This is a genomic window from Pseudomonas sp. 18-147, from assembly GCF_051048045.1.
Lineage (GTDB): Bacteria > Pseudomonadota > Gammaproteobacteria > Pseudomonadales > Pseudomonadaceae > Pseudomonas > Pseudomonas aeruginosa.
Map to the genome: position 1 here is coordinate 2,232,321 of NZ_CP182296.1, position 20,243 is coordinate 2,252,563.

The 20,243-nt window shown below is 67.2% G+C and carries 20 protein-coding genes and 1 tRNA gene; 11 read left to right on the top strand and 10 right to left on the bottom strand.

The genetic code is table 11. The features are described from left to right. Nucleotides 1–3: 3 nt before the first annotated feature. A complete protein-coding gene (locus ACM0M4_RS10755) occupies nt 4–333 on the bottom strand; it encodes a DUF883 family protein (RefSeq protein ID WP_003091262.1) in 330 nt (109 codons plus the stop codon). 469 nt (nt 334–802) lie between these two features. Here ACM0M4_RS10755 and ACM0M4_RS10760 point away from each other — a divergent pair, with 469 nt between their 5' ends. Next, nucleotides 803–2,011 (top strand): ammonium transporter, encoded by a 1,209-nt coding sequence (locus ACM0M4_RS10760; RefSeq protein WP_003091258.1) that lies wholly within the window; start codon nt 803–805, stop codon nt 2,009–2,011. Nucleotides 2,012–2,195: 184 nt separating this feature from the next. Here the strand turns inward: ACM0M4_RS10760 and opdQ are convergent, their stop codons facing one another. The 4 genes from opdQ to ACM0M4_RS10780 form a co-directional block, all read right to left on the bottom strand. Next, complete coding sequence (gene opdQ / locus ACM0M4_RS10765; protein WP_003091257.1) at nt 2,196–3,461, bottom strand: porin OpdQ; 1,266 nt, start codon at nt 3,459–3,461, stop codon at nt 2,196–2,198. A gap of 168 nt (nt 3,462–3,629) precedes the next feature. After that, complete coding sequence (locus ACM0M4_RS10770; RefSeq protein ID WP_003116469.1) at nt 3,630–4,496, bottom strand: MBL fold metallo-hydrolase; 867 nt, start codon at nt 4,494–4,496, stop codon at nt 3,630–3,632. Next, a complete protein-coding gene (locus ACM0M4_RS10775; RefSeq protein ID WP_003119784.1) occupies nt 4,496–5,428 on the bottom strand; it encodes a pyridoxamine 5'-phosphate oxidase family protein in 933 nt (310 codons plus the stop codon). The genes ACM0M4_RS10770 and ACM0M4_RS10775 overlap by 1 nt, the downstream gene beginning before the upstream one ends. 16 nt (nt 5,429–5,444) lie before the next feature. Continuing rightward, on the bottom strand, nt 5,445–6,041 hold the full coding sequence (locus ACM0M4_RS10780) for a glutathione S-transferase family protein (RefSeq protein ID WP_115288746.1): 597 nt from the start codon (nt 6,039–6,041) through the stop codon (nt 5,445–5,447). Nucleotides 6,042–6,206: 165 nt separating this feature from the next. Between ACM0M4_RS10780 and ACM0M4_RS10785 the strand changes: the two genes are divergently transcribed. The 3 genes from ACM0M4_RS10785 (at nt 6,207) to ACM0M4_RS10795 (ending at nt 8,820) form a co-directional block, all read left to right on the top strand. Continuing rightward, the gene (locus ACM0M4_RS10785; RefSeq protein WP_003103255.1) at nt 6,207–6,764 is read left to right on the top strand and encodes a TetR/AcrR family transcriptional regulator; all 558 of its coding nucleotides are present in this window, start codon (nt 6,207–6,209) and stop codon (nt 6,762–6,764) included. A gap of 45 nt (nt 6,765–6,809) precedes the next feature. Further along, entirely contained in the window at nt 6,810–7,049 is a 240-nt protein-coding gene (locus ACM0M4_RS10790; protein ID WP_003113967.1) for a glutaredoxin family protein, read from the top strand. Between the two features lie 367 nt (nt 7,050–7,416). Beyond that, nucleotides 7,417–8,820, top strand: coding sequence for a cytochrome b6 (locus ACM0M4_RS10795; protein ID WP_012613897.1), 1,404 nt, complete (start codon nt 7,417–7,419; stop codon nt 8,818–8,820). A 57-nt stretch (nt 8,821–8,877) separates the two neighbouring features. On the opposite strand, the gene ACM0M4_RS10800 is transcribed toward ACM0M4_RS10795, so the two are convergent. The 3 genes from ACM0M4_RS10800 to mobA all read right to left on the bottom strand — a co-directional run bounded on the left by ACM0M4_RS10800 (nt 8,878) and on the right by mobA (nt 10,057). Next, nucleotides 8,878–8,954 (bottom strand) — tRNA-Pro (locus ACM0M4_RS10800). 153 nt (nt 8,955–9,107) lie between these two features. Then, complete coding sequence (locus tag ACM0M4_RS10805; RefSeq protein ID WP_003091247.1) at nt 9,108–9,329, bottom strand: YgdI/YgdR family lipoprotein; 222 nt, start codon at nt 9,327–9,329, stop codon at nt 9,108–9,110. Nucleotides 9,330–9,460: 131 nt separating this feature from the next. After that, the gene (mobA, locus tag ACM0M4_RS10810; protein WP_003109495.1) at nt 9,461–10,057 is read right to left on the bottom strand and encodes a molybdenum cofactor guanylyltransferase MobA; all 597 of its coding nucleotides are present in this window, start codon (nt 10,055–10,057) and stop codon (nt 9,461–9,463) included. Nucleotides 10,058–10,123: 66 nt separating this feature from the next. Here mobA and moaB point away from each other — a divergent pair, with 66 nt between their 5' ends. Together moaB and ACM0M4_RS10820 are read left to right on the top strand one after the other, a co-directional pair. Further along, entirely contained in the window at nt 10,124–10,663 is a 540-nt protein-coding gene (gene moaB, locus ACM0M4_RS10815; protein WP_003143644.1) for a molybdenum cofactor biosynthesis protein B, read from the top strand. Beyond that, nucleotides 10,660–11,877, top strand: coding sequence for a molybdopterin molybdotransferase MoeA (locus ACM0M4_RS10820; RefSeq protein WP_003143645.1), 1,218 nt, complete (start codon nt 10,660–10,662; stop codon nt 11,875–11,877). Before moaB ends, ACM0M4_RS10820 begins: the two co-directional genes overlap by 4 nt. Nucleotides 11,878–11,905: 28 nt before the next feature. Here ACM0M4_RS10820 and gliR read toward each other — a convergent pair whose 3' ends face one another. Then, entirely contained in the window at nt 11,906–12,937 is a 1,032-nt protein-coding gene (gene gliR, locus ACM0M4_RS10825) for an AraC family transcriptional regulator GliR (RefSeq protein WP_003116474.1), read from the bottom strand. 176 nt (nt 12,938–13,113) lie between these two features. Here gliR and ACM0M4_RS10830 point away from each other — a divergent pair, with 176 nt between their 5' ends. The 5 genes from ACM0M4_RS10830 (at nt 13,114) to ACM0M4_RS10850 (ending at nt 19,767) form a co-directional block, all read left to right on the top strand. After that, complete coding sequence (locus tag ACM0M4_RS10830; RefSeq protein ID WP_003143646.1) at nt 13,114–14,709, top strand: FAD-binding oxidoreductase; 1,596 nt, start codon at nt 13,114–13,116, stop codon at nt 14,707–14,709. Nucleotides 14,710–14,714: 5 nt separating this feature from the next. Continuing rightward, the gene (locus ACM0M4_RS10835; RefSeq protein ID WP_004344729.1) at nt 14,715–16,295 is read left to right on the top strand and encodes a glycerol-3-phosphate dehydrogenase/oxidase; all 1,581 of its coding nucleotides are present in this window, start codon (nt 14,715–14,717) and stop codon (nt 16,293–16,295) included. Between the two features lie 20 nt (nt 16,296–16,315). Then, nucleotides 16,316–17,875, top strand: a complete 1,560-nt coding sequence (locus tag ACM0M4_RS10840; RefSeq protein WP_003160647.1) for an FGGY-family carbohydrate kinase — start codon at nt 16,316–16,318, stop codon at nt 17,873–17,875. A 74-nt stretch (nt 17,876–17,949) separates the two neighbouring features. Beyond that, on the top strand, nt 17,950–18,858 hold the full coding sequence (gene yegS, locus ACM0M4_RS10845; protein WP_003091230.1) for a lipid kinase YegS: 909 nt from the start codon (nt 17,950–17,952) through the stop codon (nt 18,856–18,858). Nucleotides 18,859–18,960: 102 nt separating this feature from the next. Next, on the top strand, nt 18,961–19,767 hold the full coding sequence (locus tag ACM0M4_RS10850; RefSeq protein ID WP_003113973.1) for an MOSC domain-containing protein: 807 nt from the start codon (nt 18,961–18,963) through the stop codon (nt 19,765–19,767). Between the two features lie 43 nt (nt 19,768–19,810). Here ACM0M4_RS10850 and ACM0M4_RS10855 read toward each other — a convergent pair whose 3' ends face one another. Then, on the bottom strand, nt 19,811–20,197 hold the full coding sequence (locus ACM0M4_RS10855) for a lysozyme inhibitor LprI family protein (protein ID WP_003118100.1): 387 nt from the start codon (nt 20,195–20,197) through the stop codon (nt 19,811–19,813). Nucleotides 20,198–20,243: the final 46 nt, after the last annotated feature.

Genomic DNA, 20,243 nt, shown 5'->3' on the forward strand with positions numbered 1-20,243 from the left:
GGCTCAGCGCCGGCTGACCAACAGGCCAAGCAGGAAGCCGACGCCGGCGGCGATGCCGATGCTCTGCCAGGGGTGTTCGCCGACGTACACCTCGGTGGCGTCCACCGCGGCCTGGCTGCGTTCGCGGACGTTGTCCTTCAGCGAGTCCTTGGTGTCGCGCAAGGTATCGCGAGCGCGCTTGAGGCTGTCGTGGATCTTGCCGCGGATTTCTTCGGCCTGGTCGCCCGCCACGTCGGCGGTGCTTTGCAGGAGTTTCTCGGTATCGGCGACCAGTGCCTGGAATTCAGCCAACAGTTCATCCTTTGCAGCGTTTGCAGTGGTCTTGCGGGGCATGACGAGCTCCTCTGGTCATGGGGTGTGTTTTTTTCGAGCCGAGCGCGGGGCGGAAGGTTCAACCGGTGGGTAATTTCCGCGCGTTGCCGGTCGCTCCCGGCGTTCCTTTCATTAAAGACTGCCACAGCGTGCCTGTCGGCGCGGCTGCGGCGAGATGACGCCCATCCGGCTGCCTCGCAACGGGGCGCGAACTGGTATGGCGCTTGCAATTCCCTGGTGCGCACGTCGGCCGGAATGCCCCTTGCGAGGGCGCCAGGCGCTCCCGGAGGGTACTTCGGGATGAACGTCCAACCCAATGAAAATCAAGGAAAGTCCGGGAGCTTTCCATGCTGCCTCAGGCACCTTGCGAAACGTCTGCCGAAGAAAAGCGGCGGTTCGCACGACGACTACTGCTTCGTCATGGTGCGTTGAAGGGCGGGCGTGGGCGTTTCTGGTGCTTTCTCTCTACGCGCGAAGGCTGCCTCAATCCATGGATAACCTGAATAGTGCGGTGCAAGTCCTGATCCACGGCTCCAATACCCTGTTCATCCTGCTCGGAGCGGTGATGGTGCTGGCGATGCACGCCGGCTTCGCCTTCCTCGAGGTGGGCACCGTGCGCCTGAAGAACCAGGTCAACGCCCTGTCGAAGATTCTGTCCGACTTCGCCATCTCGGCGCTGGCCTATTTCTTCGTCGGCTACTGGATTGCCTACGGCGTGACTTTCTTCCATCCGGCGGCGGCGCTGACCGTGGACAGTGGCTATGCGCTGGTGAAGTTCTTCTTCCTGCTGACCTTCGCCGCGGCAATCCCGGCGATCATCTCCGGCGGCATCGCCGAGCGTGCCAGGTTCGGTCCGCAGTTGTGCGCCACGGCGCTGATCGTGGCCTTCGTGTACCCGTTTTTCGAAGGCTTGGTGTGGAACGGCAATTTCGGCTTGCAGGAATGGCTGAAGCTGGAGTTCGGCGCGCCCTTCCACGATTTCGCCGGCTCCGTGGTGGTGCATGCGCTGGGCGGCTGGCTGGCATTGGCGGCGGTGCTATTGCTGGGCAGCCGCAACGGCCGCTATCGCGACGGCAAGCTGGTGGCGATGGCGCCGTCGAGCATCCCGTTCCTGGCACTGGGGTCGTGGATCCTGATCATCGGCTGGTTCGGCTTCAACGTGATGAGCGCCCAGACCCTCGCTGGGGTCAGCGGGCTGGTGGCGGTCAACTCCTTGCTGGCGATGGTTGGCGGCACCATGGCGTCGCTGCTGATCGGCCGCAACGACCCGGGTTTCCTGCACAACGGTCCGCTGGCCGGGTTGGTGGCGGTGTGCGCCGGTTCCGACCTGATGCATCCGATCGGCGCGCTGGCTACCGGCCTGGTGGCGGGGGCCCTGTTCGTCTGGGCGTTCACCGCGACCCAGGTGCGCTGGAAGATCGACGACGTCCTCGGTGTCTGGCCGTTGCACGGTCTTTGCGGGGTCTGGGGCGGGATTGCCTGCGGCATCTTTGGCCAGCAGGCATTGGGTGGGCTCGGCGGGGTGAGCCTGGCCAGCCAGGCGCTCGGCAGCCTGCTGGGGGTGACGGTGGCTTTCGCCGGCGGCCTGTTGGTCTATGGGCTGATGAAGGCGCTGCTGGGCATCCGCTTGAGCCAGGAGGAGGAGTACTACGGCGCGGACCTGTCGATCCACAAGATCGGCGCGATCAGCCACGAATGAGGGGGCGGACTTCCTTGGTCCGGTGGGGTATCGGCGGATAACGCCCCAGGCGCTATCCGTCCTGCACGCTGCGAGCGAGGCATCCCGCCATGAAAGAGGCCACCCAAGGGTGGCCTCTTCGTTCCGCCGCGGGGCTCTGGGGAGGGGCGGATGGCCGTAGCGCGGCTATCCGCGGGGCCTGCCGTTACCAGAGCGGCAGCGTGTAGCTGACGATCAGGCGATTTTCGTCGTAGTCGTTGGTGTAGTTGGTGCGCATGGTCGCGTTGCGCCACTTCACCCCGAGGTTCTTCAACGGGCCGCTCTGGAACACGTAGGCGATGTCCATGTCGCGTTCCCATTCCTTGCCTTCGCCCGAGGTGGTCAGCAGGTCGATGTTGTCGCCCTTGACGTAGCGGGTCATGAAGGTCAGGCCGGGAATGCCGACGCCGGCGAAGTTGTAGTCGTAGCGCGCCTGCCAGGATTTCTCGTCCTTGTTGGCGAAGTCGCCGATCTGGATGAAGTTCACCAGGTAGGGGTCGGCGCCGTTGATGTAGGCGAAGCCGGTGTCGCCGCTCATCTTCTGGTAGCCGACGCCGAAGGCGTGGTAGCCGAGGCTGTAGGTGAACATGGCGTTGAGCGCCTTGTTGTCGACGTTGCTGGAACCGTCGTCGGTGGAGCGCGCCCAGCGGATGTCGGATTTCAGCGACTGCTTGTCGGCGATCGGCAGGGTGTGCACCAGGCCGAGGTAATGCTGCTTGTAGAAGTTGTCGAGCTTGCCGTAGTGGTAGCTGGTGCTGAGGTTGTCGGTCCACTTGTAGCTGCCGCCGGCGAAGTCGAACTTGTCCGAAGTCAGCCCGGAACGGACCACGATGTTGCGCTTGCCGCCACCGGTGATGGTCATGTCCTCGTTGTCCGAGGAGTCGCGCTGGTTGACCTTCTTCAGGCGCCCGGCGTCGAGGGTCAGGCCGTCGATCTCCATGGAGTTCAGCGCGCCGCCCTGGAAGGTCTGTGGCAGCAGGCGGCTGTCGTTGGGCATGATCACCGGCAGCTTGGGGGTCAGGGTGCCGATCTTCAGGGTGCTCTTCGACGCCCGCAGCTTGGCGGTGATCCCTGCCTCGCCATAGTCGTCCTGGGCGCGGCCGGTCTCGCGGTCGCGCTTGAGCAGGCCGGTGCCGCTGCGGTCGGGGCTGGAGTCGAGCTTCACCCCGAGCAGGCCGATGGCGTCGACGCCGAAACCGATGGTGCCCTCGGTGTAGCCGGACTCGTAGCGCAGGAGGAAGCCCTGAGCCCATTCCTCGGCCTTGGACTGGCTGGCGCCTTCCTGGCGGAAATCACGGTTGAAGTAGAAGTTGCGGAGTTCGATGCTGGCCTTGCTGTCCTTGATGAACTCGGCATGGGCCAGGGTTGGGACGGTAATGCTGGAACCCAGCGCGGCAAAAGCCACGGCACGGGCGATCGGGGTCATGCTCATTGTTATTGTCTCCTCGAGCGCTTGGGGCAGGCCGATGGCGGCGGCGTGACGCCACGTCGGCCTGTGACAGCCCGGTTACTTAAGCACTACAGGAAGACGGCCACTGTTAGACATTAGTCGAGGGTGGCCGCGAATTGGCACGAACCCTGTCTAGGACGGGCTTTCCCACTATTCCAGCCAGTGCGGGAAGTAGCCCAGGGCGGCCTGGACCCGCGCATCGTGCGCCGGAATCACGCTCAGGCGCGGGTCGCTGCGGAGCAGCAGGCGGATCTTCGCCAGTTGCGCGAGGGTGCGCGCGGGATCGCGATCGACCAGGGCGCGGCCGGCGAAGAATTTCTGCCGTGGGCCTTCGACGCCTTCGAGTCGCCAACTGGTGTCGCCGCTGAAGAACAGCCGGCGCCCGCTGTCGAGGGTGACGAACAGACCGACCGAGCCGGGCGTATGGCCGGGCAGGGGGACCAGCACCAGGCGGCCGTCGCCAAACAGGTCGAGGCTTTCGTCGAAGCCCATGAACGGCCGCGGATCGAAGCTGTAAGGTCGCCAGCGCACGCCATGGCGGAATTGGCTGGGGAAGGCGGCCGGCGGGGTGGCGATGCGGCTGAAGGCGATCTCCTCGTAGGGTGCCCAGACCGGTACTTCGGGGAAGTCGACCAGGCCCGAGGCGTGATCCCAGTGTGCGTGGGACAGCAGGATGCGATCGACGCGGATACCGGCTGCGTCCAGTTGGTCGCGCGCCGGGACGACTTTCTGGTAAGCGAACAGCGGCGCTGCCCACCAAGGCATGTCGGCACGGAACTGGGCGTCGATGTCGCGCCCCAGGCCAGTGTCGAAGAGCAGGGTGGCGGCGTGGTGCTCGATCAGCACCGCGGTATGGCTGAGCGGCACCCGGCGCACCCAGGAGCCGCCGTCGACGGTGAGCGCATCGAGGGTTTCCACTCCCGAGGTGCGCAACAGGGCGACTCGCATTTCCGCCGCCTGCACCGGCAGGACGAGGAGGGCGATCAACAACGAGGCAAGGCGATACAGGAAAGGCATCAAGATTCACCGGCAGGAAGAAAAGGGGATGGCTGGGGCTCGCCGAATGCCAGCGGCAGGCGGCCGCGCCGCCAGCGCCAGCCTGCGGGGCGCAACGCCAGCAGGCGCTCGGCGCCGGCGGGCCAGGGGATGGATGGCTGCGAACCCGGCCAGAACAGCTCGGCCTCGGCGTGCAGGTGCAGCAGGTCGCCATTGTCGAAATCGATGAACAGGAGGCCGCAGCGAGGGTCCTGGAGCAGGTTGCCGAGGGTATTGAACAGGCGGTTGCCGGCATAGTCGGGCAACCACAGGCGGCCATCCGCGCCGAGCCGGAGAAAGCCCGGCGGCCCGCCCCGATGGGAGACGTCGACGCCGCCTCTGAGCGGGTCGGCATGCTGGCTGGCGATGAACAGCGTATCGCTGCGCGAGACCAGCGACAGCCAGCGTGGATCGAGTCCTTCGCCCTGCAACGCGGGACTTGCGATCCTGGAGACGGGCTGATGGCTGCGCGCCTGGATGTACTTGGGACAGTTTCCGAAGGATTGCTCGACGCCGACCGTGAAACCCTTTCCGTCCCGCGCCAGGACCCGTCCATTCATGCGGTTGCGGCGGCGGGTCGGCCATTCCAGGCCGAGGATGCCGAGGCGGGTGCCAGCCTCGAGATTGGCCGCCAGCGGATCGTCCGCTTGCGGCAGGTTGTCGATGCGCAGGCGGGTCGGTTCCGGCGAACGGGCGAAGCCGGGGGGGCCCCAGAGCACCGAGGCGCTGGGGTAGCCGTCGGCGTCGAGGCTGCCCACCAGCAACAGCGATAGCAGGGAGAAGAACTCCCGGTGCTGGTCCGGCATGAAGGTGCGGATCGCGCGGCTGCCGAAGCCGGCGACCTGTTCGCGAACGCCGGCGCGTTCCTGGATCGCCAGTTCGCCGGTGTGGAAGGGACTCTGTTCCTGGCTCATGCTGCCTCCTGCCGAGCTACAGGCCGGGCATCGGGATGTAGCCGGGCAGCGCGCGGATGCGGGCGATCCAGGCGTTCAGCGCCGGGTAGTGGTCCAGCGCCAGGCCGCCTTCGGGGGCGAGGGCCAGGTAGGGGTAGAGGGCCACGTCGGCGATGCTCGGCTGTTCGCCCTGGGCCAGCCAGCGATGCTCGGCCAGGTGCCAGTCGACCAGGCGCAGCACTTCCAGGCCTCGCTGGTGGGTTTGCTCGCGATCCAGCGGCAGGTTGAAGCGAGTGATCAGCCGGGCGCTGGCCGGGCCGTTCTGCACCTCGTTGGCCGAATAGCTGAGCCAGTAGGCGATGCGGCCCTGGCTGACGGGGTCGAGCGGATACCACTCGGGACCGGCATGGCGTCGTGCCAGATAGACGAGAATGGCGTGGGAGTCGCCCAGTTGCAGCTCGCCGTCTTCCAGCACCGGGATCTGTCCGCGGGGATTCATGCGGAGGAAGGCCTGGGTCTTGTGCTCGCGGTTGAGGAAATCGACCGGCCGCAGCGTCGCCTCGCGGCCGATGAGGGAGAGGAACAGGCGGACCTTGTAGGCGTTGCCGGAGAGATCCAGGTCATGCAGTTTCATCTGAGGGTTCCAGGCGGGTATTGGTGCCTGGATATTAGACAGACAGGTCTGTATATTTCAAGGCGCGCGTTCGCCTTTTTCCGTCGGTATTCGTCCGGGGAGCGACGCAGAGCGGTTCAAGGGGGCGCCAGGGTCGCGCATAATGGGCCGCTCAGGAGGCTTTCCATGACATCCCGCAAACGCGAGCAACTGCTCAGCACCGCCGTCGACCTGTTCTATCGCGAGGGTTACCACGCCACCGGCATCGACCGCATCCTGGCCGAGTCCGGGGTGGCGAAGATGACGCTGTACAAGCACTTTCGCTCGAAGGACGAACTGATCATGGCCGCCCTGGAGGTGCGTCGGCAGCGCACCGCCGAACGCATGCTCGAAGCCGAGGCACGGTTGCAGCCGCGAGCGGCGATCCTGGCGGTGTTCGATGGTCTGCAGGAGTTCCTCCAGGACGAGGCGTTCCGTGGCTGTGCCTTCATCCATGCCGCCGCCGAGTTCCATGAGCGCTCGCATCCGATCCACCGCCAGGCGGCCGAGCAAAAGGCCTTCGTCGAAGCCTACTTCCAGCGCCAGCTGGAGCGCCTGGGCGCGCGTTCGGCGGCACTGCTTGCGCGGCAGTTGCAATACCTGATGGAGGGCGCGCTGGTGATGGCGCACATCCATGGGCCGGCGGACCAGGCCCGCGAGGCCCGGCAGGCGGCCGAAAGTCTGTTGCAGGTCGCTGGCATCTGAGCGCGGGTGCTACCATCGCCGCGAAACACTGCACAGGTCCTTTCGATGCCCCCGGAATGCCAACTCTTCGGAACCCTCGGTTGCCACCTCTGCGAAGTCGCGGAGGCGGTGCTGATGCCCTTCGTCGAACATGGCCTGCTGGTCGAACTGGTGGACATCGCCGACGACGAAGCCTGGGTCGAGCACTATGGCCTGCGGATCCCGGTGCTGCGCCGCTGCGACAATGGCGCCGAGCTGAACTGGCCGTTCGAGGCCGAGCAGGTCGCAGCCTTCCTCAGCTGCTGATGCCTATTCATTCGCGCTAAGCGCGGCACCGCTGGTAACCCCGCGCTCTATGCGCAAACCGGACTGCGTTCCGCTTCCTTCCCCCATGCCGCGCGGTGCCTGGCTTCGGCGATGCTGGCGAAGCGATGCATAGGCGTTTCTCAATGGTTTTCATAGCCTGAGTCTATTGGCTCGGCAGGCTGCGTTCGGCTAGGCCTAAGGGCGATGGATAAACCCTGAGTTCCCTTCAGGACTGACTGGAAACAGCCGGGAACCCGCGTGGCGCAGGACGCGTCGCAGGTCGTTCGGTCCGCTGTCGCGGACCGCCGGGGTGTGGGGGTCGGGACGACGAGGCTCGGCGTTTCCTCATAACGAAAGAGGACGCCTGATGAAAACGCCCGCCTGGACGCGCCATGCCCTCTGGGTCATGCCGCTCGCCCTGGGGCTGCAATCCGCCGTGGGCGCGGGGGATGAGCAGCCAAGCAAGACTTCCAGCTATTCGCCGGTGGTGATCAATGAGGACTTCGCCACCATCATGAAGCGCATGACGGCGAACAAGCCGTCGATCGAACAGGCCCACAAGACGCTTCTCGAGCAGCGTTACGATCTCAGCGACAGGCCGGCCAAGGGCGCCAGCATGACGCGCGGCAAGCCGCTGCAGGAGGGGATCCGGGTGAAGCTGCCGGCCGGCACCAGCTGGGAGGAACTGGCCAGGCTGAGCCCCGAGGAAATCCGCAAGCAGGGGCTGTTCCCCGGTGGCTTCCTGCCGCTGCCGCACCCCAACCATGCCGAAGGCGGGATGGTCTTTCCCAAGTTCCTCATCGACGAGATCAAGCGCCAGGAAAGCCGCGACCTGACCCGTTTCGACCTCGACTACGACCTGCCGGACCACTTCCTGCCGGAATTCCCGGCACCGATGTTCCTTACCACCCGGCCTGACCTGGGCGATGTGTCCAAGGGCAAGCTGGTGACCATCGACAACTATTTCGAGTTGTTCAACGGGATTCTCAATCCCAAGCAGCTGGAAGGGCTGCGCCTGCTGCTAACGGCCTTTCCGCAGCAGCAGTTCAACCTCACCGACGATCGCCGTAGCGAGCATCCGAGCCGCGGCGTAGCCTGCTTCGACTGCCATGCGAACGGCCACACCAATGCCGCTACCCACCTGGCCGGCGATGTGCGCCCGCAGCCGTTCCGCCACCGCATCGACACGCCGACGCTGCGCGGGGTGAACATCCAGCGGTTGTTCGGCTCGCAGAGGGCGCTGAAGACCGTCGAGGACTTCACCGAGTTCGAGCAGCGCGCCGCCTACTTCGACGGTGATCCGGTAATCGCCACCAAGAAGGGGGTGAACGTGCTCGAGCGTGGCAGTCAAGTGCATTTCATGGGTGAGTTCCAGGCGCTGCTGGACTTCCCCCCGGCACCGAAGCTGGATGTGGAGGGGCGGCTCGATCCGGGCAAGGCCAGCGAGCAGGAATTGCGTGGCGAAAAGCTGTTCTACGGCAAGGCGGCCTGCGCCGGGTGCCATGCGCCGCCTTACTTCACCGACAACCTGATGCACAACCTGAAGGTGGAGCGCTTCTACGATCCGAAACTGGTCAATGGCGTGATGGCGTCCGCCGACGGGCCGATCAAGACCTTCCCATTGCGCGGGATCAAGGATTCGCCGCCGTACCTGCACGACGACCGCCTGCTGACCCTGGAGGACACCGTGGAGTTCTTCAACCTGGTGCTGGAGCGCAAGCTGTCCGCGGAAGAGAAGGGCGACCTGGTGGCCTACCTGCGTACCCTGTGAGAAAGGCCGAATCGCAGGCAATAAAAAACCCGCCGTTGAGGCGGGTTTTTCGGGATATGGTCGGAGCGACTGGATTCGAACCAGCGACCTTCTCGTCCCGAACGAGACGCGCTACCAAGCTGCGCTACGCTCCGTTTTGTTGGGGCGCATTCTACAGAAAAAGTTTTGGTACACAAGGGGTTAGATGAATTTTTTTTCGAGCCCCGGTTTCCCCGGGCGAAAAAGCAAAGACCCCGTCGCTCGTTCGAGTCGACGGGGTCTTCAGGAAAACCTGTTACGCGACGGTATCAGAGTTCCTTGACGGTGCGGACCTGGTCCTTGTTCACGCGGGCGCGCTTGCCGTCGAGCTGTTCGAACTCGTAGAAGCCGGAATCCTCGTCATAGGAAGGGGTGTCTACGGCCTGGATTTCACGTCCGTCGTTGAGGGTGATCACGGTAGGGCTGGAACAACCCGCGAGGGCGCCGAGGCCTACGGCGAGAAGGAGGGCGGGTAGCATCCGCTTGATCATTGCGCAGTTCTCCTGTGCGGTCAGACTTTGAAGTTACGAGTTTCTGACAGACGAGTTCTAGGAAGAGTTCCCCCCTAAAAACGAGTGTTCCCCCCACCTTCGAGAAAATTCGACTCGACGTCCCTTCCGTTTTACTTCAGTTCGCGGTGATTAGCCAACAGCTCGGGGGTGTTCAGGTTGGCCAGCCGCGGATCGCCCGCGGCCAGCTCGATGGCCTCCGCGCCAAGCGGCAACAGGACGTGGCGTGGGCTACGGTCGCCCTGGCGCCAGGCGTGTTCTATCTCTTCGGCCAGGTGCGTCGGGATCAGGCTGAACAGCGGTTCCCACTGGCCGCCGCAGCGCAGCATCCAGGGGCGCGCCGGTGTGCGGCCGGCGGCCTGCAGCAGGGTTTCCAGCAAGGCGCGGTCGATGCGCGGCGCATCGCAGGGCAGCACCAGCAGCCAGGGATGCCGGGCCACCGCCAGGCCGGCGCGGATGCCGGCGAGCGGGCCGGGGAAGTCTCGGCTGTCGTCGCTCACCAGGCGGTCGGCATAGGCCGCATAGCGTTCCTGGTTGCGGTTGCAGGAGACGATCAGGTCATCGGTGAGCGGGCGCACCAGGCGATGCAGGTGGGCGATCAGGGGCAGGCCCTGCCACTCGATCAGGCCCTTGTCGCGACCGCCCATGCGCTGGCCGCGGCCTCCCGCCAGGAGAAGGATGGAGCAGGGGGGCAGGGCGCTATCGGGCATCTGGGGTCTCCGTGTCGGGCCTGTGATATAACACCGCGATCACGTCCACAAGCAAGGGCCAACCCCATGAGCCACAAGGCCGAAACGGCATTCGTGCCGTTGAACATCGCCGTCCTGACCGTCAGCGATACCCGTACCCTGGAAACCGATACTTCAGGCCTGTTGTTCGTCGACCGCCTGACCGAGGCCGGGCACAACCTGGCCGCTCGCGTGCTGCTGAAGGATGACCTATACCGGATCCGCGCACAGGTCGCGACCTGGATCGCCGAGGATAGCGTGCAGGTCGTGCTGATCACCGGCGGCACCGGTTTCACCGGCCGCGACAGCACCCCGGAAGCGGTGGCCTGCCTGCTGGACAAGCAGGTGGACGGCTTCGGCGAGCTGTTCCGGCAGATTTCGCTGGCCGACATCGGTACCTCCACCATCCAGTCGCGGGCCCTGGCCGGGCTTTCCAACGGCACCCTGGTCTGCTGCCTGCCGGGCTCCACCAACGCCTGCCGCACTGCCTGGGAAGGCATCCTCGTCGAGCAACTGGACGCCCGTCATCGCCCGTGCAACTTCGTCCCGCACCTGAAACAGGCGGCGCCCTGCGAGAGCCGCGGGTGAGCGGCTGCTGCGAACAGCCGGGGCTGATGCCGGTCGAGACGGCGCTGGAACGGCTCCTCGAACTGGCCGCGCAAACGCCTATCGATACGTGTGAGCAGGTGCCCCTGGAGCAGGCTGGCGGCCGCGTGCTGGCGGTCGACCTGCTGGCCGGCCTGGACCTGCCGCCGTGGCCGAACAGCGCCATGGACGGCTATGCCTTGCGCCTCGCCGACTGGAACGGCGAGCCACTGCCGGTCAGCCAGAAGATCTTTGCCGGACAGGCGCCGGAGCCGCTGCAAGCGGGTACCTGTGCGCGGATCTTCACCGGTGCGCCGCTGCCCGAAGGCGCCGATCTGGTAGAGATGCAGGAAAACGCCGAAGCGCTCGACGATGGCCGCGTGCGCTTCACCCAGCCGTTGCGCGCGGGCCAGCATGTGCGCCCGCGTGGCCAGGAAATCCGCCAGGGCGACCTGGTCCTGCCGGCCGGCACGCGCCTGCGCTCCATCGAACTGGGGTTGGCGGCTTCGCTCGGCTACGCGGCCCTGGAGGTGCGACGCAAGCCGCGGGTGGCGCTGCTGTCCACCGGCGACGAGCTGGTCGAGGCGGGCCAGCCGCTGCAGGCCGGGCAGATCTACAACAGCAACCGTCCGTTGCTCAAGGATTGGCTGCAACGCCTGGGCTGCGACGTGCTCGACGCCGGCATCCTTCCCGACGACCTGGCACGTACCCGCGAGCGCCTGGCCGGGTTGGCCGGGGTGGACCTGATCCTGTCCACCGGCGGCGTATCGGTGGGCGAGGCCGACTTCCTCGGCATGGCGCTGCGCGAAGCCGGCGAGCTGACCCTCTGGAAGCTGGCGATAAAACCCGGCAAGCCGCTGACCGTCGGCCAGTTCCAGGGCATCCCGGTGATCGGCCTGCCGGGCAATCCGGCTTCGACCCTGGTCACCTTCGCCCTGCTGGCGCGTCCCTACCTGCTGCGCCGGCTTGGCGTGGCGCAGGTCGCGCCGCTGCGGGTGGAGGTACCGGCCGGCTTTGCCTGGACCAAGGCGGGGCAGCGTCGCGAGTACCTGCGTGGTCGCCTGGAGCAGGGCCGCGCGGTGCTCTATCCGAACCAGAGTTCCGGGGTACTGCGCAGCGCTTCCTGGGCCGAGGGGCTGGTGGAGGTCCGCGAGGGACGTACCCTCGTGGAAGGCGAGGGCGTGGCGTTCATTCCGCTGAGCGAACTGCTCGATTGAGCCGACGGCGGCCGGATGGCCGCCGTTCTCATTGCGCCGCCGGCTCCTTGCGCCGTTGCCGGTACTCGCCGGGCGTCTGCCCGGTCCAACCCTTGAAACTGCGATGGAACGAGCGCGACTCGGTAAAGCCCAGGTACTGGGCGATGTCCTGGATCGGCAGCTCGCTATGCAGCAGGTAGTGCTCGGCCAGTTCGCGGCGCAGTTCGTCGAGGGTCTGCTGGTAGCTGCTGCCGGCTTGCTGCAGGTGGCGTTGCAGGGTGCGTACGGTCATGCCGAACTTCTCCGCCACCCGTTCCTTGCGCGGCAGGCCGTCCTTGAGTAGCTGGCGCAGGGCGTTCTTCACCCGCAGCGGCAGCGGCTCGTCATCGTCCAGCTCGGCCATCAGCGCCAGGGCATGTTCCTCCAGAGTGCGCAGCAGCGTCGCGTCGGCCTGGCGCAGCGGCAGCGCCAGGTAGTCCAGCGGTACCAGCAGCGCCGAACAGGGTTGGGCGAAGCGTACCGGACAGCCGAAGAAGGTCTCGTAGTCTTCCACGCGGGTTCCGTCCGGCAGGTCGTGTTCCAGCCAGACCTCGTCCGGCGAACCTTCCAGGTCGGCGATCCAGCGCGCGTAGAGGACCCAGGAAGCCAGGACGTGCTCGACCATGTGGCGCCGTACCAGGGGTGTCTGGTGGCGGCAGTTCCAGATCAGCCGGACCTGCCCGCCGGCCGCCTCGATGCGGCTGGTGCCCATGTCGCCGACCAGCTTCTCGTAGGGCGTGATGCGGCTCATGGCCTCGCCCAGGGTGGCGCAGTTCATCGCGATGTAGCCGAGCACGCTCCAGGAGCCGGGCTGGACGAAACGCGCCGAATGCAGGCCGAACAGGGGATCGCCGGAATGCTCGCAGAAATAGCCGAGCAGGCGCTCGTGGGCTTCGCCCGGCAGGCGCTGGCGATTGTCGTTGAGCTGGTCGGCCTGGAGGCCGGCGGCGGCCAGGGCAGGGGCGATGTCCAGGCCGAGCCGTTCGGCATGGCGCAGGTATTTCAGCAGGGCCGGAACCGAGGTGGAGCCAAGGGTCTGCATGGTCGTTGTTCTTGTCGTGGCGGGTGGAACAGGCCGTCCGGCGTGCGTGCCGGCTGTCTTGATCGGTCACAGGGAGTGTCTCGATCCGACAGTGACAGGCGAGGGCGGCTGGCTAGTATAGGCAGCCAGAAAGGTTCCGATAAACAGGTTGCCGCGACAAGCGAGGGGAGAGGTTCATGCGCCGTTGGAATGGCTGGGGCGAAGAAAGCACCGTGGTCGAATTGCCGGACAGCGCCCGTGGGTTCCTGGCGGAACTGGTCGGGCAGGGCGCACGCTTGCCGGACGCCAGCCTGGAGGCGGCGCTGGCGAAGGTCCCGGCGTCGCGCCTGGAGGCCGATCCGCGCTACAGCATCGACCCCCGTGAGCGTCTGCTGCATGCCCGCGGGCAGAGCCTGCCGGACTGGCTGGCGATGCGCGAGGGCGACTTCGGCGTCTACCCGGACGCCGTGGCCTATCCGGAAACCGCCGAACAGATCCGCGAGTTGCTGGCCCTGGCCGACTCCCGCGACCTGCAACTGATTCCCTATGGCGGCGGTACTTCCGTGGCCGGCCATATCAATCCGCAAGCCTCGCGGCGGCCGGTACTGACGGTCTCGCTGGAGCGCATGAACCGCCTGCTCGATCTGGACCGCGAGAGCCTGGTCGCGACCTTCGGCCCCGGCGCCGCCGGCCCGCAGGTGGAGAGCCAGTTGCGTGCGCTGGGCTACACGCTCGGGCATTTCCCGCAGTCCTGGGAGTTGTCGACCCTCGGTGGCTGGGTCGCCAGCCGCTCCAGTGGCCAGCAGTCGCTGCGCTACGGGCGGATCGAACAACTTTTCGCCGGCGGGACCCTGGAGACCTTCGCCGGGCCGCTTGAAATCGCTACCTTCCCGGCATCCGCGGCGGGACCGGACCTGCGCGAACTGGTGCTGGGCTCTGAGGGACGCTTCGGGATCATTTCCTCGGTGAAGGTGCGGGTCTCGCCGCTGGCCGAGGACGAGCGCTTCTACAGCGTCTTCCTGCCGAACTGGCAGCAGGCCCTGCAAGCCACCCGCGAGCTGGCCCAGGCGCGCGTGCCGCTGTCGATGCTGCGACTGTCCAACGCCGTGGAAACCATGACCCAACTGGCCCTGGCCGGCCATCCCGGACAGATCGCCTGGCTGGAGAAATACCTGGCGCTGCGCGGCGCGGGCGAGGGCAAGTGCATGCTGACCTTCGGCGTGACCGGCAACCGCCGGCAGAACGGATTGTCGCTGAGCCAGGCGAAGGCCTTGCTGAAACGCTTCGGCGGGGTCTTCACCGGCACCCTGCTGGGGCGCAAGTGGGCGCAGAACCGCTTCCGCTTCCCCTACCTGCGCGAGGCCCTGTGGCAGGCGGGCTACGCCGTGGACACCCTGGAGACCGCCACCGACTGGAGCAACGTCGACGGCCTGCTGCAGAAGATCGAGGCCAGCCTGCGAGACGGCCTGGCCGCCGAGGGCGAGAAAGTCCATGTGTTCACCCACCTCTCGCATGTCTATGGCGAGGGGTCGAGCATCTATACCACCTACGTGTTCCGTCCGGCCGCGAGCTATGCGGCGACGCTGGAGCGCTGGAAGCGTCTCAAGCATGCGGCCAGCCAGGCGATCGTCGACAATCGTGGCACCATCAGCCACCAGCATGGCGTCGGCAAGGACCACGCACCCTACCTGCCCCGCGAGAAGGGCGAACTGGGCGTCGCCGCGCTGCGTGCCATGGCCGGTCACTTCGACCCGGCCGGGCGGCTCAACCGCGGCACCCTGCTGCAGGACTGAGCGGAATGACTTCAGCCTGGAACGAGGAGTGGCGTCGCCGCCGCCTGCCGGCGCTGGCGGGGCAGGAGTGGGACCTGATCGTGGTCGGCGGCGGCATCAGCGGTGCCGGCATCCTCCGCGAAGCCGCGCGGCGCGGCTGGCGCTGCCTGCTGCTGGAGCAGCGGGACTTCGCCTGGGGCACCTCGAGCCGCTCGTCGAAGATGGTCCATGGCGGCCTGCGCTACATCGCCAAGGGCCAGTGGCGGCTGACCCGCGACTCGGTGCGCGAGCGCCAGCGCCTGCTCGGCGAGGCGCCTGGGCTGGTGGAGCCGTTGAGCTTCGTGATGGCCCACTACCGCGGCGGCTTTCCCGGCCCGCGGCTATTCGGCGGCCTGCTGAGCGTGTACGACGCCCTTGCCGGGCGGCGCAACCACCGTTTCTACGACGCCGCCGCGTTGCGCTACCTGGCGCCGGGCCTGAAGGAACAACGGCTGCTCGGCGGCACGCGATTCTTCGATGCGGTGACCGACGATGCGCGCCTGGTGCTGCGGGTGCTGGCCGAGGCGCGTCACGACGGCGGCGAGGCATTCAACGGCATGCGTGTGCGCGAATTGCTGCGCGAGGGCGGCCAGGTGGTCGGCCTGCGCGCCGAGGACCGCGAGAGCGGCGAGCTTCTCGACTTTCGCTGCCGCGCCCTGGCGGTGGCCACCGGGGCCTGGGCCGATGAGTTGCGCCAGCCCGGCGGAAGCGAGCACATCCGCCCGCTGCGCGGCAGCCATCTATTGCTGCCGGCCTGGCGCCTGCCGGTGGCCCATGCCTTCAGCTTCATGCACGCCACGGACCGGCGACCGGTGTTCGTGTTCCCCTGGGAGGGTGCGACGGTGGTCGGCACCACCGATCTCGACCATCGCGACGGCCTTGGGGAGGACGCGCGGATCAGCCGCGCCGAACTCGCCTACCTGCTGGCGGCCTGCGCCCAGCAGTTTCCCGCCGCGGCCATCGAGGCGCGCGACGTGCTGTCGACCTGGGCCGGCGTGCGACCGGTGGTCAGCAGCGGCGACGACAGCGGCAAGCCTTCCGACGAGAAACGCGAGCATGTGCTCTGGCGCGAGCCGGGCTGCGTGACCCTGGCCGGCGGCAAGCTGACCACCTTCCGGCCGCTGGCGGTGGAGGTGCTACAAGCCTGCGCGCCGCTGCTCGGGCGCACGGTCACGGACGATGGCGCGGCGGTATTCGGCGCCTGCGAAGGTCCGCTCATCGACGGGCTCGGCAGTGGCCAGCGACGCCGCCTGGCCGGTCGCTACGGACGCGACCTGGTCCGCCTCAAGCGGCTGGTGGACACCCTCGGAACGGACTGCGTGGGTGCCAGCGAAACGCTCTGGGCCGAATTGGCGTTCGCCGCCGAGGCGGAAATGGTGCTGCATCTCGATGACCTGCTGTTGCGCCGCACCCGCCTCGGCCTGCTGTTGCCCGGAGGCGGCGCGGCATACCTGCCGCGTATCCGCGCGCTCTGCCAAGCGCGCCTGGGCTGGGACGACCCGCGCTGGGAACGTGAGCAACAGGCCTATCTGGACCTCTGGCGCCGGCACTACAGCCTGCCCGTCTGACCAGCCGAGACGAGAACGAGATGAACGACAAGAACTATCTGCTGGCGATCGACAATGGCACCCAGAGCGTGCGCGCCCTGCTGTTCGACCTGCAGGGCAACCTGCTGGGCAAGGGCAAGGTGGAGCTGGAGGCCTACTACTCGAAGCATCCGGGCTGGGCCGAACAGGACCCCGAGTACTACTGGGCGATGCTCGGCGAGGCCTGTCGGCGGCTCTGGGACCAGGTGGACATCGATCGCGGGCTCATCCGCGGGGTGTCGCTGACCACCCAGCGTGGCACGGTGATCCACGTCGATGCCGAGGGCAGGCCGTTGCGTCCGGCGATCCTCTGGCTCGACCAGCGCCGGGCGGAGGTCCGCGAGCGCATCAGGGGGCCTTGGGGCTGGCTGTTCAAGCTGGTCGGCGCCGAGGGCGCGGTGGAGCATTTCCGCGCCCAGGCCGAGGTCAACTGGGTGGCCCAGGAGCAGCCGGAGATCGCTGCGAAGACCGACAAGGTGTTGCTGCTTTCCGGCTTTCTCAGCCACCGCCTGACCGGCCGTTTCGTCGACTCGGTGGGGTGCTGCGTTGCCTACCTGCCGTTCGACTACAAGCGCCTGCGCTGGGCCGCGCCGCGCGACTGGAAATGGCAGGCGCTGGCGGTACGCCGCGAGCAGTTGCCGGAGCTGTTCAAGCCGGGCGAGCGGCTCGGCCAGATCAGCGCCGAGGCCAGCCGGCACACCGGCATTCCGCAAGGCCTGCCGTTGATCGCCGCGGGGGCCGACAAGGCCTGCGAGGTGCTCGGCGCAGGTGCGCTGGAGCCCACCATCGCCTGCCTCTCCTACGGCACCACGGCGACCATCAACACCACTCGCGCCCGCTACCTGGAAACCGTGCCGCTGATTCCACCCTATCCGGCGGCGATTCCCGATCATTTCAATACCGAGGTGATGATCTATCGCGGCTACTGGATGGTCAGCTGGTTCAAGCGCGAGTTCGGCTTGCGCGAGATGCAGCAGGCGCGCGAGCAGGGGGTCGAGCCGGAGCAACTGTTCGACGAACTGGTCAACGGCGTGCCGCCCGGCTCGATGGGCCTGACCCTGCAACCCTACTGGTCGCCGGGAATCCGCGAACCGGGACTGGAGGCCAAGGGGGCGATGATCGGTTTCGGCGACGTGCATACCCGGGCGCACATCTACCGGGCCATCCTCGAGGGCCTGGCCTATGCCCTGCGCCAGGGCAAGGAGCGCATCGAGAAGCGTTCGGGCACGCCGATCGTGCGCCTGCGCGTGGCCGGCGGCGGCTCGCAGAGCGACGCGGCGATGCAGCTCACCGCCGACATCTTCGGCCTGCCGGCCGAGCGCCCGCATGTCTACGAGGCGTCCGGCCTGGGTGCGGCGATCGACTGCGCGGTGGGGCTCGGCCTCTATCCGGACGTCGCCAGCGCGGTGGCCGGGATGACCCGCGTCGGCCGGGTTTTCCTGCCCCAGGCGGAAGCCCGGCAGATCTACCAGCGGCTCTATGGCGAGGTCTACCTGCGCATGTATCGCCAGTTGCGCCCGCTCTACCGCAGCATTCGCGAGATTACCGGCTACCCTGCCTGAACCGGGCGCCGCACTTCCGTCCCGGATACGCGGTCAATAGGCAAAGACAAGGCCACGACGAGGGGTTCGGTTCGATGGACAAGGACAAGGTTCTGCTGGTCCTGCACGGCAAGCAGGCGGGCAACGAAGAGGTTCGTGCCGCGGTCGCGGCACAGCGCGAGGCCGGGCGGGAGCTGGCGGTGCGGGTAACCTGGGAGGACGGCGACGCCCGGCGCATCGTCGAGGAGGCGCTGGCGGCCGGCTATGCGACGCTGGTCGCGGGCGGTGGCGACGGCACGCTGCGCGAGGTGGCCGAAGCGCTGGCGCGCGGGCGAGGCGAGGCGAGCCTGGCGATCCTGCCGCTGGGCACCGCCAACGATTTCGCCCGCGCCGCCGGGATTCCCCTGGAACCGGCCGCGGCGCTGGCGCTGCTCGACCAGACGGCGCGGCCGATCGACCTGGGCGAGGTGAACGGCAAGCTGTTCCTCAACATGGCCACTGGCGGCTTCGGTTCGAAGGTCACCGCGAATACCTCGGAGGACCTGAAGAAGGTTCTCGGCGGTGCCGCCTACCTGTTGACCGGGTTGACCCGTTTTTCCGAAGTGCATGCCGCCCAGGGCCGTTTCAGCGCCCCGGACTTCCAGTGGGAAGGCGAGTTCCTCGCCCTGGGCATCGGTAACGGGCGCCAGGCCGGCGGCGGGCACGTACTGTGTCCGCAAGCGCGAGTGGACGACGGCCTGCTGGACGTGAGCATCCTGCCGACGCCGCAGGACATGGTCGGTACCCTGGGCACCCTGCTCGGCGGTGGCAACGGAGTGGAAAGCCTGTTCGTCCGCGCGCGGGTGCCATGGCTGGAAGTGGAGGCGGCGGAAGGTCTCGACGTCAATCTCGACGGCGAGCCGCTGGAAGGACGCAAGCTGCGTTTCTCGGTTTCCCCGGGCGCGCTGCGCGTGCACTTGCCGGCCGGCTCGCCGTTGTTGCGCGAGCCGCCGCGCGAGGACTGAGGGCGGGGCCGACTGATCCGCTGCCTGGAGTGGCGTCTGTGTCTTGTCGGCCTTTCCCGCGACACCGTATAACAGCATCTTTCCACCAAGGATGCTGGTTCCATGTTCCGTCTCTCCGCGCTGTACCGCTATCCGATCAAGTCTTCCGCCGCCGAGTCCCTGGAGCGCGTCGCGCTCGATGCGCTGGGCGTGGTCGGCGACCGACGCTGGATGGCGGTGGACACCGAAACCGGACGTTTCTTCACCCAGCGCCTGCTGCCGCAGCTGGGGCGTATCCAGGCGCGCTGGGCGGCGCCGGAGGTCCTGCGGCTGAATGCGCCGGGGATGTCCGAGCTGAGCCTCGAAGTACCGGCAGCCGACGCCAACCTGCGTGGCGTCACGGTCTGGCGCGATACCTTGCAGGCGCCGGATGCCGGCGACGCCGCAGCGGACTGGCTGACGCGCTTCCTCGGCCGCCCGACGCGCCTGGTGCACATTCCCGAGGCGCGCGCGCGGCAGGTCGATACCGGCTACGCCGAACCGGGGCAGAAGGTGCATTTCGCCGACGGTTTCCCGCTGCTGCTGATCGGCCAGGCTTCGCTCGACGACCTCAGCCAGCGGGTCGGCCGGCCGTTGGAGATGCTGCGCTTCCGTCCCAACCTGGTGGTGGAAGGCAGCGCCGCGTTCGCCGAGGACGGCTGGAAACGCATCCGCATCGGCTCGGTCGAGTTCGTCGTGGCCAAGCCCTGTTCCCGCTGCATCCTCACCACCCTGGATCCGGCGACCGGCGAGCGCAACGAGGACCGCGAGCCGCTGACGACCCTGAAGACCTACCGGGAAAAGGATGGCGCGGTGCTGTTCGGGCAGAACCTGATTGCGCTGGGACAGGGCAGCCTGGAGGTGGGGATGCCGGTGGAAATCCTCGACTGAGGAACGGTCGCCCGCCGTTGCGGCGGGCGGCCCTTGCCGGCGATCAGAGCTTGGCGTCGACGCAACCGGTGCTCAGGCACTCGCGCTCGCGTTCGCGGAGGAAGTCGAGGCGCTGGCGGGTCTTCTCGGTGGCGCAGTCGAGGTTGACGAAATAACCGTTGTCCTTGCTTTCGCTGCAGGCCGCGTCGCGCTCCTTGATCCAGGCGATCTGGCTCTTCTTCAGCAGGGCTTTCTGGCCGTCGTTCAGGTGCTTGCGCAGGGTGCCGAACTGCTGGTTCAGCTCGCGGTCGGCCTGGGAAAACTCGCCGCTGCGGCAGTACACGCTGTCGAAGGCGTTGCGCGGCGTACCGCAGGCGTCGGCGGCCAGGGCGCCGTCGGCGAGCAGCAGGCTGGAGGTGGCGAGCAGGGCGGTGGCGAGGGGCTTGTTCATCTTGAGGTCCTTTTCAAGGTACTGGAAAGGCCCGGGCGTCCGGGCC